This is a genomic window from Pectobacterium jejuense, from assembly GCF_026800125.1.
Lineage (GTDB): Bacteria > Pseudomonadota > Gammaproteobacteria > Enterobacterales > Enterobacteriaceae > Pectobacterium > Pectobacterium jejuense.
This window is the reverse complement of the sequence record NZ_JAPQKX010000004.1, coordinates 234,084-249,985: the sequence shown is the minus strand read 5'-3', so window position 1 is coordinate 249,985 and position 15,902 is coordinate 234,084. Positions and strand designations below refer to the sequence as shown.

The 15,902-nt window shown below is 51.5% G+C and carries 17 protein-coding genes; 4 read left to right on the top strand and 13 right to left on the bottom strand.

Features of this window, described 5'->3' with window-relative positions; genetic code table 11:
• Positions 1-74: 74 nt before the first annotated feature.
• The 5 genes from NXT09_RS09670 to NXT09_RS09650 all read right to left on the bottom strand — a co-directional run bounded on the left by NXT09_RS09670 (position 75) and on the right by NXT09_RS09650 (position 6,567).
• Complete coding sequence (locus tag NXT09_RS09670; protein ID WP_268579542.1) at positions 75-998, bottom strand: LysR substrate-binding domain-containing protein; 924 nt, start codon at positions 996-998, stop codon at positions 75-77.
• Positions 999-1,451: 453 nt separating this feature from the next.
• A complete protein-coding gene (locus NXT09_RS09665; RefSeq protein WP_268579541.1) occupies positions 1,452-3,161 on the bottom strand; it encodes a dipeptide ABC transporter ATP-binding protein in 1,710 nt (569 codons plus the stop codon).
• Positions 3,158-4,024, bottom strand: coding sequence for an ABC transporter permease (locus tag NXT09_RS09660; RefSeq protein WP_268579540.1), 867 nt, complete (start codon positions 4,022-4,024; stop codon positions 3,158-3,160). Before NXT09_RS09660 ends, NXT09_RS09665 begins: the two co-directional genes overlap by 4 nt.
• On the bottom strand, positions 4,017-4,976 hold the full coding sequence (locus NXT09_RS09655; RefSeq protein WP_268579539.1) for an ABC transporter permease: 960 nt from the start codon (positions 4,974-4,976) through the stop codon (positions 4,017-4,019). Before NXT09_RS09655 ends, NXT09_RS09660 begins: the two co-directional genes overlap by 8 nt.
• The gene (locus NXT09_RS09650) at positions 4,954-6,567 is read right to left on the bottom strand and encodes an ABC transporter substrate-binding protein (protein ID WP_268579538.1); all 1,614 of its coding nucleotides are present in this window, start codon (positions 6,565-6,567) and stop codon (positions 4,954-4,956) included. The genes NXT09_RS09655 and NXT09_RS09650 overlap by 23 nt, the downstream gene beginning before the upstream one ends.
• A 256-nt stretch (positions 6,568-6,823) precedes the next feature.
• Here NXT09_RS09650 and NXT09_RS09645 point away from each other — a divergent pair, with 256 nt between their 5' ends.
• The 3 genes from NXT09_RS09645 to NXT09_RS09635 all read left to right on the top strand — a co-directional run bounded on the left by NXT09_RS09645 (position 6,824) and on the right by NXT09_RS09635 (position 10,088).
• A complete protein-coding gene (locus tag NXT09_RS09645; protein WP_268579537.1) occupies positions 6,824-8,551 on the top strand; it encodes a thiamine pyrophosphate-dependent enzyme in 1,728 nt (575 codons plus the stop codon).
• A 9-nt stretch (positions 8,552-8,560) separates the two neighbouring features.
• Positions 8,561-9,025, top strand: a complete 465-nt coding sequence (locus tag NXT09_RS09640) for an MEKHLA domain-containing protein (protein WP_268579536.1) — start codon at positions 8,561-8,563, stop codon at positions 9,023-9,025.
• Between the two features lie 448 nt (positions 9,026-9,473).
• The gene (locus NXT09_RS09635; protein WP_205553896.1) at positions 9,474-10,088 is read left to right on the top strand and encodes a YagU family protein; all 615 of its coding nucleotides are present in this window, start codon (positions 9,474-9,476) and stop codon (positions 10,086-10,088) included.
• A 188-nt stretch (positions 10,089-10,276) separates the two neighbouring features.
• Here the strand turns inward: NXT09_RS09635 and NXT09_RS09630 are convergent, their stop codons facing one another.
• The 4 genes from NXT09_RS09630 to NXT09_RS09615 all read right to left on the bottom strand — a co-directional run bounded on the left by NXT09_RS09630 (position 10,277) and on the right by NXT09_RS09615 (position 12,107).
• On the bottom strand, positions 10,277-10,624 hold the full coding sequence (locus NXT09_RS09630; protein WP_268579535.1) for an immunity protein Imm33 domain-containing protein: 348 nt from the start codon (positions 10,622-10,624) through the stop codon (positions 10,277-10,279).
• Between the two features lie 80 nt (positions 10,625-10,704).
• Positions 10,705-11,127, bottom strand: a complete 423-nt coding sequence (locus NXT09_RS09625; RefSeq protein WP_268579534.1) for a DUF4265 domain-containing protein — start codon at positions 11,125-11,127, stop codon at positions 10,705-10,707.
• A gap of 159 nt (positions 11,128-11,286) precedes the next feature.
• On the bottom strand, positions 11,287-11,673 hold the full coding sequence (locus tag NXT09_RS09620; protein WP_268579533.1) for an Imm10 family immunity protein: 387 nt from the start codon (positions 11,671-11,673) through the stop codon (positions 11,287-11,289).
• Between the two features lie 38 nt (positions 11,674-11,711).
• Positions 11,712-12,107 (bottom strand): hypothetical protein, encoded by a 396-nt coding sequence (locus NXT09_RS09615; protein WP_268579532.1) that lies wholly within the window; start codon positions 12,105-12,107, stop codon positions 11,712-11,714.
• A 254-nt stretch (positions 12,108-12,361) separates the two neighbouring features.
• Between NXT09_RS09615 and NXT09_RS09610 the strand changes: the two genes are divergently transcribed.
• Entirely contained in the window at positions 12,362-13,027 is a 666-nt protein-coding gene (locus NXT09_RS09610) for a hypothetical protein (protein ID WP_268579531.1), read from the top strand.
• A 112-nt stretch (positions 13,028-13,139) separates the two neighbouring features.
• Here the strand turns inward: NXT09_RS09610 and NXT09_RS09605 are convergent, their stop codons facing one another.
• The 4 genes from NXT09_RS09605 to rhaT form a co-directional block, all read right to left on the bottom strand.
• Positions 13,140-13,541 (bottom strand): hypothetical protein, encoded by a 402-nt coding sequence (locus tag NXT09_RS09605; protein WP_268579530.1) that lies wholly within the window; start codon positions 13,539-13,541, stop codon positions 13,140-13,142.
• Between the two features lie 125 nt (positions 13,542-13,666).
• Positions 13,667-14,053 (bottom strand): DUF2750 domain-containing protein, encoded by a 387-nt coding sequence (locus tag NXT09_RS09600; protein ID WP_268579529.1) that lies wholly within the window; start codon positions 14,051-14,053, stop codon positions 13,667-13,669.
• A 16-nt stretch (positions 14,054-14,069) separates the two neighbouring features.
• Positions 14,070-14,585: a hypothetical protein gene (locus tag NXT09_RS09595; protein WP_268579528.1), complete on the bottom strand. Its 516-nt coding sequence runs from the start codon at positions 14,583-14,585 to the stop codon at positions 14,070-14,072.
• 201 nt (positions 14,586-14,786) lie between these two features.
• Positions 14,787-15,821, bottom strand: coding sequence for an L-rhamnose/proton symporter RhaT (rhaT, locus tag NXT09_RS09590; RefSeq protein ID WP_268579527.1), 1,035 nt, complete (start codon positions 15,819-15,821; stop codon positions 14,787-14,789).
• Positions 15,822-15,902: the final 81 nt, after the last annotated feature.

Here is a 15,902-nt window from a genome sequence, read left to right as displayed (position 1 = left end):
CATGAACCTGAATGTCACGATGATGAGTTCTCCGCCTTCGTTCGTAAAATATATTATTTATACTGAAATGAGATTTAAATCGTCTTAACGGTTGTCGCTGATGCCATTGTGTTACGTACTTCGTCGATTAGCCTGTCTCGGATTACACATGGCGTGTGTTCTCTCCATGCCATCAGCAGTTCTACGTGCCGTAATGCATCCGGTGCATCGACTTGAATTTGCCGGAACACCACGTCCTTGCGCCCATCCTGTGCCAACGAGGCCGGCAGCAGTGCAACGCCGAAGTCGCCTGCTACCAGAGCGACCAGCGTCTGGAGTTGCCGCGCCTGCTGGGTAATGCGTGGTACGAAGCCTGCAGCCTCGCAAAGCTGAATAAGTTGGTCATGAAAGCCCTGACCTAAATACCGGGGCGATGAGACGAAGGCATCATCCTGAAGAGCGGTCAGTGAAATAGTCTTTTTGCCAGCAAGGCGATGCCTGACTGGCAAAGCTACCACGATGGGTTCACGCAAAATGGACGCGAATCGTAAGCCCGGTGCCGTTCTGCCTGATGGCCTCATGAAACCGAGGTCTGCACGGCCTTGTTCGAGGGCGTCGACCTGTTCTTGCGTTGTGGCTTCCTGCATCGTGAAGGACACTGCCGGGAATGCGGCTCGGAAGCGTCGTAGAGCATCCAGCAACGCACTATAGGGCGCGATGTTGATGAAGGTCAGGGTGAGATGGCCCTCAATACCTTGTGCAACGCGTCGGGTCTGCTCCACGCTCTCATCAAGTAGGTGCAATACTTTTCTGGACGACTCCAGAAAGGCTGCCCCGGCAGGCGTGAGCGACACGCGCCGGTTGGTGCGCTCGAAGAGCGGCGTGCCGATCTCCTGTTCTAGCCGACGAATAGCCTGACTTAAGGGTGGCTGCGCCATGTGAAGCCGTTCCGCCGCACGATTAAAGTGCAACTCCTCTGCGACGGCGATGAACTGGTGAAGCAGTCGGGTTTCAATCATGAGACTTACAAAATATCATTGTGAAAATTATATATTAGCAAAGTATCGTTCGTGGGGGCGTGCTGTCGGCATCGGACATGGACATATAACTACATGATGATGTAACGCAACCAATGCAACAGGCGTCTGCAATAGGCAGCTCATCGTGTCGTCCGCAGGCTCAGTATGACTGAGCGCCGGGAGACATTGGACTACCATTTAAACTCGGCTAAACGTCTTAATTCCAGCGGCAAGCCGGGAATTGATGCATCAGTTCCAACATATCAATGAGAACGTCCGTAATCGGGGGGAAGTGAGTTGCAGGATATCGGGGATGAGATCGCCTGGATCATCCCCAAAAGATGTTCTGCGCGAATTCATTGGTCTTTTTGACCATCCGCTTATCGATGCCCTGCCAGTACAGAATGTACAATGTCGCTGCGTTTTTAAGCTCTCAACCCTTCGTCAACAGCGCTACTCCGCCACCGTCGAAAGCAGCAGGCGCGTGTAAGGGTGCTGCGGCTGATTGAAGATCTGCTCGACCGGCCCTGTTTCTACGATATCTCCGTCTTTCATGACCGCGATGCGGTGGCTCATATGCTGTACCACGCCCAGATCGTGGGAAATGAACAGCATCGTTAGCCCCAGTTGGCGTTGCAACGCCACCAACAAATCCAGCACCTGCGCCTGTGTGGTGACGTCCAGCGCCGATACCGGTTCGTCGCAGATCAGAATCTCGGGTTCTGAAGCCAGCGCCTGTGCGATGGAGACGCGCTGACGTTGCCCACCGGACAGCGCTCTTGGACGGCGGCTCAGCAAGTCGGGCGTCAAGCCGACATACTCGAGTAGCGTCAGAATGCGCCGCTGTTTCTCATCGTCGCTCAAATCGCGGCGCAAACGCAGCGGCTGATTCAGAATCTGGGCGACGGTAAATTGTGGATCGAACGAGCTAAGCGGATCCTGTGTGATCGTCTGAATGCGCGCGCGCAGCGGTCGGCGTTCGCGTTCCGTTAATGTGCTCCAGGCATTGTCCGCGAGTCGGACTTCGCCGCTGTCTGGCTTTTGCAGTGCCAGAATGACTTTGCCCAGCGTGGTTTTCCCCGAACCGGATTCCCCAACGATGCCCAGCGTTTCGCCGCGTTTGATCTGGAGAGAAACCTGATTGACGGCCTGCATCCGGCTGCCGTCCGGGCGTTTGAACGACACCGCAATCCGATCTGCCGTGAGTGCAATGGTATCGTCGGTGCTGGTGTGATCGGCTGCCAGAGAAGTGGGTGACGGTGCAATGCCGCTCTGTAACGGGTCAGCGCCAGCCAGCCATTTTCCACGGGTAGACGCGGTCGGGATCGCCGCCAGCAGCTTGCGGGTATAGGGATGCGTCGGTGCTGACAGGATCTGTCGCGCCTCACCGCCTTCTACCAGCGATCCTTGCTGCATCACGATAACGCGATCTGCTACCTCAGCGACGACGGCGAGATCGTGAGTGATCAGTAAAACGCCGTGTCCTGCCTGCGCCAATGCGGTGAAGACTTTCAGCACCTGCTTTTGCACCGTGGCATCCAACGCGGTGGTGGGTTCATCGGCAATCAACAGCTGTGGGCCTGCCGCCAACGCGGAAGCGATAAGCGCACGCTGACGCAGCCCGCCGGACAGCTCATGCGGATACTGCGCCGCGCGATTCTCTGGATCGGGAATGCCCGCTTTCGTCAGAAGTTCGGCGACGCGTGCGGGAACCTGCTGGCGAGGCAACAGGCGATGGGTCAGAATTGGTTCGGCGACTTCCTGCCCGATCTTGCGCAGCGGGTCGAGAGACACCAGCGCATCCTGCAAAACAAAGCCGATTTCACGGCCGCGAATCGCCCGCCAGTCGCGATCGGTCAGATAGCGTAAATCACACAGGCTGCCGTCATGGCGCGTGAGCTCAATCGCGTTTGCCTGTACGTCAACGTTTTCACCAGCCAGACCCACCAGCGTGCGAGCGGTGACGGATTTCCCTGAACCCGATTCGCCGACCAGCGCCAGAATTTCTCCGGCATTCACCTGAAAAGAAAGATTTTTAACCGAACGAACGGGGCCGAAAGGGCTGGGAAAGGTCACGCTCAGACCGTCTACGCGCAGCAGCGGCGTTTTTGCGGACGTTTCTGAAGGTGAATGAGAGGGGTGAGAATGTGTGTTCAGGCTCATCGTGCCTCTCCTTTTGCCAAAATGGCCTGTAAACGACGTCCCAGCAGCGTGATGGAAATCACCGACAGCGCGACGACGCTGGCGGGCAGCAGGCTGACCCACGGTGCGATATCAAGGAAGTTGCGTCCGTCAGCCAGTAGCGCGCCCCATTCGGCGGTCGGTGGGACGACGCCCAATCCGAGAAAGCTCAGCGCCGAGGCGGACAGCACCGCGTGGCCGACGCCAATGGTGGCGACAATCAGCAACGGGCGCAGCGTATTGGGAATGATGTGGCGGAAAACGATATACAGCGGGTGTTCACCCAGCGCAATCGCGTGCTCAACGTAGCCGGATAGCCTGACTTGCAGCACCTGAGAACGAATCAAACGTGCATAGCCAGCAATTCCCGCCAGACCGACGGCCAGCATAGTGTTTTCCGGTCCTCGTCCCAGAACGGCGATCACCAGCAGCGCCAGCAGCAGGTCGGGAAACGCCAGCATGATGTCCAGCAGACGAACCAGAACCTGACGGATACGCAGCGGCGCGAGCACTGACAGGGTGCCAAACAGCACGCCGCCGAAGCAGGCGATCAGCATCGCGCCGACGCCAATCCCCAGCGACAGCGAGGTGCCGTGGACGATACGGGAAAAAATGTCGCGTCCCAGCTGATCGGTGCCGAACCAGTAAGTGCTATTTGGCGACTGAAATACCGCGCCCATATCCATTTCATCGGCGGTACGACTGGTAAACAGCGAGGGGAAAAAGACCGCCAGCGCCAGCAGGAAAACGATAGCGGCAGGCAGCAGCGTCGCTGCGCTCAGCCATGGGCTACGATAGGTTCTTCTTGAGGGTGTCTGCGTGAAGGGCATCGGTTCACTACTCATGGGCGCTCGCCTTCTTGCGTAAGCGGGGATCGATGATGAGATACAGCGCATCCACCAGCAGGTTGATGACGACGAACAGGAACGCGGACAGCATGACGACGCCCAGCACCAGCGGCATGTCGCGGTTTTCAATCGCGCTCAGCGTAACCTGTCCAATCCCCGCGCGGCCAAAGACGGTTTCGGTCAGCACGGAACCGCCGAGTACGCTTGCCAGCAGCGTGCCAGTCAGCGTTGAGGCGGCCAGCGCCGCGTGGCGTAAACCGTGGCGGAAGCGCAGCAGGATTTCGCTGACGCCGCGCGTGCGCACGGTAAGCGAGAACGGCTGGGAAAGCGCATCTTCCAGACCGTCGCGCAGTACCTGACTCAGAATAGCGGCAATCGGTAGACTCAGCGTGATGACTGGCAGCACCAGCGACATCACCCCATCGTTGCCGGTGACCGGAAACCATTGCAGACGAAAACTGAATAGGCTCAGCAGAACGATACCAATCCAGTAGACCGGCGTGCTAAGCAGCGTCAGCTCCAGCCAGGATACGGTGGTTCGCAGCACGCCGTAGCGACCTGCGGTCAGCAGCGCGCTGGTGATGGCAAGGAGCAGAGCCAGAATCAGGCCGCCGAGCGCCAGCGGCAAGGTTTCATGCATCGCATCGCTAATCACGCTGCCAACTGGCAGACGATAGAGATAGCTGACGCCAAAATCACCCTGTAGCGCCTGCCCACAGTAGCGCAGATATTGCACCCACAGCGGCTGGTCGAGCCCAAATTGTTTGATGAGTACGGCGCGATAGGCTTCGTCTACCACGTTATCGCCGCCGCTAAGAATGGCGACCGGATCGCCGGGGATCAGTTTGACGGCAATAAACGTCAATGTGGCTGCGCCCCAGAGCACAGCCAGAATGGTGAAAAGACGTTTACCTATCGCGTACAGATTAACGTTTAATCCAGACATCATAGAAGTTCGGTTTTGCGTTGGTGGCCCAGCTTATGCCCTGTACCTGTTTGGACAGGCCGAGTTGATAGGCGGGAATGTACAGTGGAACAACATACGCCTGATCGATGACCTCACGCTGTATCTCGCTATACAGTTGTTTACGTTCCGCCTCGCCCGCACCGATGGCTTTTCTCAGTTTGCCGTCCAGCGAGCTGATGCGAGTAAAGCCGTTACCGTTCGGTGGCGCATAGGCCGAATCGAACACGGTACGCAGAATATCTGGCTCTGCACGCACGAAGAAGTTAGAAGCAATATCGTACTCGTTGGCATTGGTGCGTGTGGTGAATTCACCCGCATCAACTGGCGTCAGTTTGACTTCGAAGCCTGCCTGCTTCACCTGATATTGTACCGCTTGGAACAGCGCGACATCCGCGGCTTCAACGTTGGTTGAGGCGTAAACGAAGCTGACGCTCAGGCGTTGGCCATCTTTGGTTCGGAAACCTTCGCCGTCTTTCTGTTTCCAGCCTGCGTTATCCAACAGTTCGTTAGCTTTTTTCGCATCAAAGCCCCAGCGGGACGCGACGCTTGGATCGTAGTACAGCGTGGCCGGGCCGAGAACGTTATCGGCGGCTTTCAGCGTACCGAAGAAGGCGACTTTCACTGCCGCGTTGGTATCCACCGCGCTCTGGAATGCCTTACGCACCGCGACATCCTGGAAAGGGCCTCTGGTGGTGTTGAGATAGAGTACGCGGTTAACGCCCGGATTCTCATAGGTGATCACTTCCAGCTTCGGATTGCGCTTCACCGTCGGGAAATTAGCCGGTGGTACGGCGTCAATCGCCTGAATCTGGCCGCTGCTCAGGGCGCCGAGGCGAACCGACGCTTCCGGCAGATATTTGAACACCAGACCGTCGAGATAAGCTGGACCCGTGTGCTTGGCATAGCCCGGCCCCCAGTTGTAATCAGGGCGTTTCGTCAGCTTGCTGCCGCTGCCTTTCACAAAGGAATCGAGAATAAACGGACCGGAACCCACCACGGTGGTACTGGTGTTTGGTGTTTTCTTCAGATACGTCGGTGATTGAATGCCCAGATACGGCAGGCTCAGGCCTTGTAACAGCGCCGCAAACGGTGAGCTGTAGTGGATCACAATCGTATAGTCATCCGGCGTTGAGATCTTGTCGATAGGACCTAACAGCGATTTCGCGTAGCTGGAGGTGGTCTTCGGATCGAGAATACGTTCGATGTTGTATTTCACCGCTTCCGCATCCAGCTTGGTGCCGTCGCTGAACGTCACGTCCTTGCGCAGGTGGAAGGTGTACTCGGTGTTGTTGTCGTTAATTTTCCAGCTTTCCGCCAGCCAAGGCGTAAAGCGGTTATCTTCCGCCTGTCCTACCAGTGAATCCACCACGTTACGCGCAATCAGCGCTGTAACGCCATAGGCCGTAATGTGTGGGTCGATAATCGGCGTATCGCTGCCCAATCCAACATTCAGAATACCGCCAGACACCGGTTTTTCGCCGGTTTCCGCTGCGTACGCTCCGGGGTTGAATGCAAAAAGTAACGAGAGTAACCCTGCGGCGAGAGTCGTAACTTGCGGATGATTTTTTTCCATTCCCTGTGTCCCTTACAAATGACATGAGGCCATACACGGCGGTCTTTTCGCTACTCTAAAGGGGGGGCTTATGCATGTAAAAGAATAAAAATTGATTTTCAATTCCATAAAAATATATATGCGAAAGGTGGCTGCCACGATTCAGGTGTCTCAGCAACCTTATGATTCATGCAGCTTTTTATTCGTTCGCGATGTATTCCCTCCGTAACGGCAACTACGCTTATGTCATGACCGACGACGCCAGATGGAGGGCTGCATGGAGACACCAGAGTTTTGTGACGTTAAATCAAATGGATATTCGCGACTGTTTGATTTTCTCTCCGAGGCTGGAGTGACGCTCTACGCGGGCGTGACAGGCGGCGGGGTGATTCATTTTGTTAAAGACATTCATCCTGTTGACTGGTCGGCTCAGGATAAAACCGGTTTTTTAACGCTGTGTGAGTACAGCGCGGGCTTTGTTCCGCTGGGCTACTATCTCGCCAGTGGAAAATACGCGGCGGCGGTGGCTACCACGGGAGCGGCAACGAAGCTGCTAGGCTGTGGGCTTAGTGATGCCAAGCTGCACGATATTCCTGCGGTTTATCTGGTCGCGCTATCGGGGAAGCATACGGACGGCCTCTTGCCGTTGCAGGATACATGGGAGCACGGTAGCAATATTGTGCAACAGCTGCGGGCTGAGCTGCCTGACTCGGTTTTTGTGCTCGACAACCCGCAGACGCTGAATGAAACATTGGCATTGGCAAGGGCGCAGTTGGGAAACGCGAAACCGGTGGTGCTGGTGTTGGCACACCATGCGCTGGCTGAGGCCACCAGTGAGAATGCTCTTCCTCCAGATTCACGACCCGCTTCTGCCTGTGGCGATCTCGGCGCCTTTGTCGATCGCTTTCGTCAGGCTGTAAAGGGGAAGCGCGTGGTGATGTTGGTTGGAGAGGAGATGGCGCGGTATCCCAATGCACCAGCGTTGACGACCCAGCTCGCTGTGCAACTGCATGCCGCAACGGTGTGGACGATCAATGGCGCGAACGCCGTCAGCCGAGATAATCCGTATGGTTACGGCTATATCGGCTTTGGTGGAAACGACTGTGCGACGGCGCTTTATGCATCGCTGAATGATGATGATGTTCTGCTGGTTCTGGGGGCGAGCCCTGATGAATATTCGGTGAATTTGCAGCCTTTTACCGCCGGCGAAACGTTCTACCTAAGCAATATTACACAGGCCTACGGCCAGATTGAGGGCGGCTTTCAGCACCGAGCTTCGGTGCACTATCACCATCTTCATGGGCCGATCGATCAATCGCTGCTCAGGTTGATTGCGGCTGCGGAAGCGTATCCCTTTGCTAACACGGGGGCCGAACCTGCACCGGACAACCTAAATCATCATGCCTTCTCTTCCCCACGTCAGGGATACGTCAATATGGCGACGCTATATCAGCGTCTGGATAGCTGGTGGCCTGCGAACTCGATTGGGTTTGATGATATTTGCCTTGCATATAAAGATCGCCAGTACGTGACGCAGCGGCCGCATCCCCACATTCGTTTCTACTCTTTTTACCGTGGCTCGGCGATGGGCGGCGCATTTGGCGCGGCTGTGGGGGCGAAGCTGGCTCGACCGGAACACGCGGTCTTTTTATTTACCGGTGATGGCTGCTTTCGCCAGTTTTCTGGCGCGTTAGGAGAAGTTCGGAAACTCGGTATTGTCATCTTCCTGTTAAACAATGAGAGCCTGGCTATCGTGGCGCAAGGGTTGCCCAAGATCCTGCCGGAGGTCGCGCCAGAACATTATCACGCTGGCGTGTGCTCTCTCGACTACTGCGCCATTGCGAAGGCCTGTGGCTGGGAGGTGAAGCAGCTTCAGCCCGATCTCGCTAATTTAGATGATGTTTTGGTCAGAGCAGGCGAAATTGGGCGTCCTTCTCTACTGGTTGAAGTACCGGTTGATGCGTATCAACGGCTGGGGAGCAATCCACGTATACGGAATCTTTAAGGAGGTGCTATGTCACTCGCGTTGCTTGAGAAGATTGATGCGTGCTATCTGGCTCTGAGCGGTGCTGTATTGCCTTCGCCCGCTGGCGTGGCAGAACGTTACAGATGGCTGCATGAACAGGCGCCGTATAGCGTGTTGGCGCAAGAAGTGGGGGACGATCCTCGTTTTATTTATGCCAATCGCTTTGCGCTCGATTGCTTCGGATATAACGAAGCAGAAATGCTGGCGTTGCCTTCTCGACTGTGTGTCGAGAGCTCTTTACGGTCAGCGCGGCAGCAGTTTCTGGAAAGTGTGTCTCAGCAGGGGATCGCCAATAATTACGCAGGAATCCGGGTCAATAAAAACGGGCAGATGTTTTCAATTTATGGCGGCGTGGTCTGGCAGTTACGCCACCCGGATGGAGCGGCATGGGGAATGGCCTCGCTATTCTGGCGCGAGGAGCATCAACGGCCAGATTGGTTCAGCGCTGATTAAGCGATAAGCGTGGGATACGGTTTTATGGCACCAGTTATTCCGTTGAACTGTCGCAGACTGAATATCAATTTTTGCTGACATGCGTGAAAATTCGGAGCGGATTCGTGTGTGATGCAGTGTGAAAGAATACGTTATTGATCTGTTATTCTTTCACAAAAAAATAACCAGGCTATTTCTTATTGATAATATTATTGGTGAATTGTTATTCTTTCGCATCATTTGGGATATACATTTCGGATACGTTATAGAATCTGGTTTTTCAATTATTGAATAAAAGTTTCACAAAAAATAAACGCATGATTTCTTCTTTTTATTTTTATAAAATTTAAAACTACGTTCCTAATAACAAAATATACTAGAGAGATGGTTAGATATATCAATTAACCTCTTTATAAATACATGATGTCTATGTAAGACTATAACCTTTAATGGTTAGATTGGTAAAAAAATGAACTTTTTTGAACAAACACCTCCATCTCGGAGACGCTATGGATTAGCTGCTTTTATTGGTTTGATTGCAGGTATTGTTTCGTCTTTCGTTAAGTGGGGCGCGGAAAACCCGCTTCCTCCACGTAGCCCTACTGATATGTTTACCGGTGCTTGTGCACCTGAATCACTGATTAGAGCTGCCGAGCAAATTGATTGCTCTCGTAATTTTCTTAACCCTCCCTACATCTTTTTACGCGATTGGCTTGGGGTGGTTGACCCTAATGCGGCGGTTTATACCTTTGCCGGCCACGTATTCAATTGGGTTGGTGTAACGCATATTATTTTCTCTATTGTTTTTGCTTTAGGTTACTGCGTTGTTGCAGAAGTATTTCCTAAAATAAAATTATGGCAAGGTCTGTTGGCTGGTGCGCTGGCTCAATTATTTGTCCATATGATTTCCTTCCCATTGATGGGGCTTACGCCATCTCTGTTTGTTCTCCCTTGGTATGAGCATGTATCAGAAATCGTAGGCCATCTCATTTGGTTCTGGTCTATTGAGATTATTCGCCGTGATTTACGTAACCGAATGACTCACGAACCGGATCCAGAGATTCCTTTGAGTGCTTCACGATAGGCTGTGATTTTATTTTAGATAATGTGAAAAAGTGCGATGCTTATTATTTAAGTGTCGCACTATTAATAAATCAACGCCTCCGCCCTTACCCATGAACAATGGCCTCTCTCTGTATGACGACGAGAAAGGCATTCGACGGGGAAACGATGGATTCAGGCAGAGGTATAGGTAGAAACAGAAAATGTCATCTATTCTGTTTCGTCCGTCCAAACGTCCTCATATCCAGCTCGATCGATAATGAATTTCGTCCCTTCGGGTAAAAAGAGATACGGTACGACTTCAGGCAACGTGTCCTCTAAGTGACAGGTGTGAAGGGCCTGATAAAAACCGCTCTCGGATGAATGCTCGCCACAGTGGATAAACCAGCTTATCGTGCCGTTTTCTGGCAATGCTATCCGGGTTCCGTAAATGGGCGAGCTTTGTAAGGTATCTAGCGCAATCGCAACCATTTCTTCTGGAGGATGCTGCGGTAATTGGTACTTATCGCAGGTCTGTTTCTGTCGCGCATTGGGTAGGGTTCGATCTGCTTTTTGCATGATTAGGTCCGCTGTCGCTTTTCGTGCATGTCTGGATGTTCGAGATACGTTATTTCAGCTGAGGGGCTAGCCGTGGGCACCTAGCTATCCAGCCACCAATTTAAAAGCGTTTCGTCTTCATCGTCATCGATATTCTTATAAATGTTCGCGAAGTACCATTGAACGCCTGTTTTTTCGCGAAAGGCGTCGAAAACATCGGCAATCTTATCTATCCCATTCCGTGCTGGAACGGCCAATGTCAAATTTCCCTCAAATCTGCCGTCTAATGTTCCATTCAACTGACGGGCTACATCGTTTTCCAAACTGGCGATGTCCTCAGAGGGAAGCTCATCCGCATAAATATGAATGCAAAAGTTGCCGCCTCTTTTCAAGACTTCCGGGTGCGCATGTTTGTCTTTAATTCGGAAAATATCTCCACGCGCCAGGTTTAATGCAAGGCCGGGAGAAGACAGCAATTCGTAAGTATCCTTCTCGATTTCCCGGACATGTAGTTGTTCAAACACGGGGCCATCATCATTATTTGCTACGTATATATGAACTAACATAGGTAGGTATTACCAATATTTGAATCAGTGACATAAATTTATGTCCCGATGTTAGCCCAAAAATACGCTTTCGTATCTTGTTTTCCCTGAGACTGCTTTTTGTGCAGTGGAGTGCGGCTATGATCGAGAGACGTTTGTTGGTGTGTCGATAAAGATTTGCCGAAGCGATGCTTCAATGTCGTCAATGGCTGCCAACTGAGGCGAAATACCTATCTCAAGTGTTTTTATCGTTTTGCACCAGATCGTGGTGTCGGAATAGGTAAAAATTATTTTTTCTTCCGTAATCGAAACATCATCAATCCCACCATATCCGGCCATGCCTGGATCGCCTATCTCAACATAGTAGGTATCTTGGCCCAGTTCTTCATCTTGCTCGTCAGGCTCTTCAGCCCGTTGCAGAATCAGAAAGCTCTGTGGGTCATTTTCACTATCGGCAAACCCAACCGTTAAAACGGCCTCTTCAGAGGATGAATCGTAATAGGTTGCTGGAAATTTAACGTTCATGATTCTCTCCTACCGCTTTGTTCGTGAAATCTCGCCACTCATCTCTCATCAACGTTATATTTGGCGATCTTAATGACGCCTTCGTCCGCATCCGACAGCAGTCTCTCCAGGATTTCAACTGGCGTTTTCCTGTTGGCCGCAATCGCCACTCGTACTGTACGACTTGCATCACGCGAAAGACGTTCGAACAAGGCCGGCGACAATTTTCTTTTACTCGCAACACATGCCCGTGTTATTTCATCAAACGAGCATAAAGCCTCGAGGATTGCTAACGGCACTGTCTTATTATGTGCCACCCACTTTCCATAACCTGGGTATTTTTTAAGAACGTCGAACCAGACATCCAAGGGGGCTTCTTCCATGGCCGACCTATCATACTCACTTTTTATGTCACTACTGCGCAAGGCAATAAACTCTTCAGCAGATTCGATCATTTCTTGACCTTACACCTTGGGGTTTAACTTTATATTTATCTCAACGCCGCCCGTACGTTTGGGAAACGCCTGATTCGCATATCTCAATGGTATTTCACTTCAGGCGGGTGAATGCAGCCGCAGTGGGAACTTATCACGCAGGGCGATACGTTGACAGTTGCCGACGCGATGAAAACACTTTCTTCAATATCTGTGGCAATATCGGTATCAGGATAGAAGACGATTGATAGAAAAAACGGTGAATAGGGTTGCTCATGACAAAGGCTACGAGGTTGCTTGATATTCCAATCGTGAGTTCGCTGCTTGACGATCTCAGAAAACAGTTTCAGGGGTTTGACGCGACCGATTCGTACCAGATTTATCTGGCGTGTCGTGATTCGGTGGATGAATGGAAATTTTCTGATGGTGATTATTTTTGTCACTTACCCTACAGCGATGAGCGTATTGGCTTTTCCCCTCCTCGGCTCATGAAAAGGAAATATGCAAGCCTGGATGAAGCGCGCTGGCTGGGAAAATATTGCTCTGGTTTCTCTGACGATCGTCATGTTATTACGATCTCTCCAGGGCAGAAGGGGATTCAAGCGATTCAGGCAACCCTATATAACCGTACTGACGATGTTTTAGAGATCGCAACTCTGCATTTCAAGGGAATGGATCGCCCAGCAGGCAGTGAATCAAAATTGCTTGGTTTAGGGAGGATGCTGCAATTAGGCGACAACGCCAAGGTTTATGTCGGGGTCGGTATTAGAGAGGCTTTTGCCGTATTTCTTTACCAGTATTCCTCTTCTGGTCGCCTGTTATCTGGTCGAGCCTTTTCCAAAGGATGGCCCAGTGAAGATGAATGGTTCTGTCACTACGATAATGACGGGCAGCTTGCCGAGATAACGTCAGGTGATTCGTCCGTTTGGCGGAAGAAGTAAGCCATTTTAAATGGGCTGTTGCTATCGATAATGAAGGCGAGAAAGGCGATAGTTAGGTTCTCGCCTCTTTTTTTCATATTTTTCGAGTATCGGATACTGCATGTCTTTTCATTTAAAGCTCAGGCAGATCGATATGATTCTGGGACAGAATCATGGCTATCTTTCCTACAAACTCAACCGGAAGCGTTGTTGGTGTTCCATACATATCCACGATTCCGACCTCTACTGCGATATCAACAAGATAAGTGAAATCTTCAATATCCCGAGGTGAAATCGACAGGGTCAGATCTTGCGGCATCTCATCTCCTCGGCCATTTAACGGCAGTAACGCGCCGCTTCTTTCCCATTCAACCAGACTGCCATTTTCAGGGTAACAATTAAGGTGAGTTATCAACGCGTCGATCGCGGGGTGTTGAATCAATTTTGCGTGGCAATAGGCCTGCAAACAGGCGGAGGCATAGCGTTGCAACGCTCTCGGGGAAAGCCTGGCTATTTTGTTAAAAACGTCTGACATCCTCATTTCCCCTTGGTTATTCCCACAAAATGCAAATTAAACGTTTCTGGTAATAAATTGCAAACTGAACGGTGTGAGACTTATTTTGTGGACATTAACAGGGGGCTATCTGGCCTAACGTTCGGTCATTCGTATTGTTCACGTTCTTCTTTAATGGCGCGCAGTAAGGCTGTTGGGGGAATGAAAAAACCGTGTTCACTTGGCGTGGGGAAAATTTGACATATTCTACCGTCGTTCTGCATTCCAGGGAGCCAATGCGATAGAAATACGTTTAGCTCAATCACTTTTGCTGTGAATCCCGCCCATTCACCATGAGCGCACAGTGTGGCAAAATTTTCCTCAGGCCAGAAGGGAATAGCCATTTTCTGACCGGATATGGCCGTTGCCCACCCTTCATTAAATAATCCCCAGACAATTTCAAAATCAGTAATCTTACGGATAAAGTAATCACACCTTTCTTGCGAGTCTAAACGATAAATATTTTCAATTTTTTTAGGATGCGTGCTCGTCATTATTTAAATAATATCCTCATCGGAATGCCACCACGTTGTCCCACAGAACAATGTTTTCAGCGAAAATCCTGTCGGTTTTTAGCGCAGTAAGTTCCCCCACATACTGTGGATCGCTTTTTATCTTTTCTTCGTCATCATCATTCAACACGACCGCTTTTCCTTCCTTCTCGTTGAGTAAAAATTGTTGAGCCGCCATGTAATCATAAGCGTCAATAATGGATGATTCTGCTGCCTCTAAGCTTGCCTTTCCCTCGGAGAAAAACATCAGAAAATCTGAAAAGGCGTACAGATACAGATTTTTTAAAATCTCTTCGCTATTCGCCCCCTGTTCATCCACCACGGTAGCATCGATAGCCTCAAGCGCTGGATTAATGTTGATGTATTGCGCCTCTGAGGCAAGGTAGTTCCAGAGATCGTCCGTAAGTAAAACAACGGCTTTCGGTAAAGTCATGTCCATCGATTGAAGGACATCGGCAAATCTGTCAAACGCTTTTAATAGTACGAAGAAAGCGCTCTTTTCTGCATTTTCCATTACCAATCCTTATTTTGAAGGTGTTTAACCGATGAAATTGGATTCACACCATGACTAATAATGGCGTCTTTAGAAGGGCAGGATATAGGGAGGAATGCAGTAATATCAACGGCTCAACGTATTTTTTCCGCCAATCGGTTGAGGCTATTATCATCGCGTTCGGTACTCGCTTTGATGATACCGAACGCGATGACAGAGCGCTTACGCGGCCATTCCTAACCCGACGATATTCGCCGCAAGAATAATGACCACGCAGCCGAGAACCAGCATACGCACCGGTTTCTGACCCACGGCTTTCCACTCTTTAAACAGCAGGCCCACAATGCCGCCGCACAATACATAGAAACTCATGTGCAGCATCCAACTGATGTAGGTGTAATCGGCCGGAATGTTGGCGTGTCCCCAGGCATAAAAGAAGAACTGCAAATACCACATAACGCCGCCCAGAATGGCGAAGAGCGCGTTGGCAATCAGCAACGGTTTAACCTGTGCCAGATCGGCTTTTAATGAAATACCCTTGCAGGTCGCCAGACGGATGAAACAGAAGCCTAGATTGACGATGGCACCGCCGCCCATAATCACCACATAGCTGGGAAGTGCGACATACAGTGCATTGATCCCCAGCTCTTGTGCTGCGGTATGCATGGGTTTCGCGGCATCCATCGCAAAAGACATGCCTGCGGAGAAGATGCCGCACATCACGGCCAGAATCAGCCCTTTTTTCAGGTTGAATTCCTCGGCGCGAATACCGAGCGCACGCTCTTTCAGTAAACCGGCATAGCTGACAATCGCGACGCCAATGACTGCGACCAGCACGCCCAGTAGCGTCATGCGTCCGCCTGCCGAGCCAAACAGAATGGAGAACTTGCCTTGCAGGACCGGTGTCATCAGCGTGCCGATAATCAGCGTCACGCCGATGGCGATACCGATGCCCATCGACATGCCAAGGTAGCGCATCGTCAGGCCGTAGTTGATATTGCCTATCCCCCACATCGCGCCGAAGAGAAAGATGGGGAGTAGCGTCGCCATATCGAACGAGCCGTAATAACGCCAAAAATCAGGCAGTAACCACCAACTGATGCACCAGGGCAGAATAATCCACGAGAAAAATCCGCCCAGTGACCACATGGTTTCCCACGACCAGTTTTTGACCTGCTTAAACGGTGCATAGAAGCAGGCCGCGCTGGCCGCTCCGATGAAGTGCCAGAAAATACCAAGGAAAATAGGATCGCTCATGCGTAACCCCTTGTTTTATTTTGTGGTAAGCCTGTATTCGGCTCTGAATGTAGAGTGCAGTGTATGATTGCTGCCAGACCT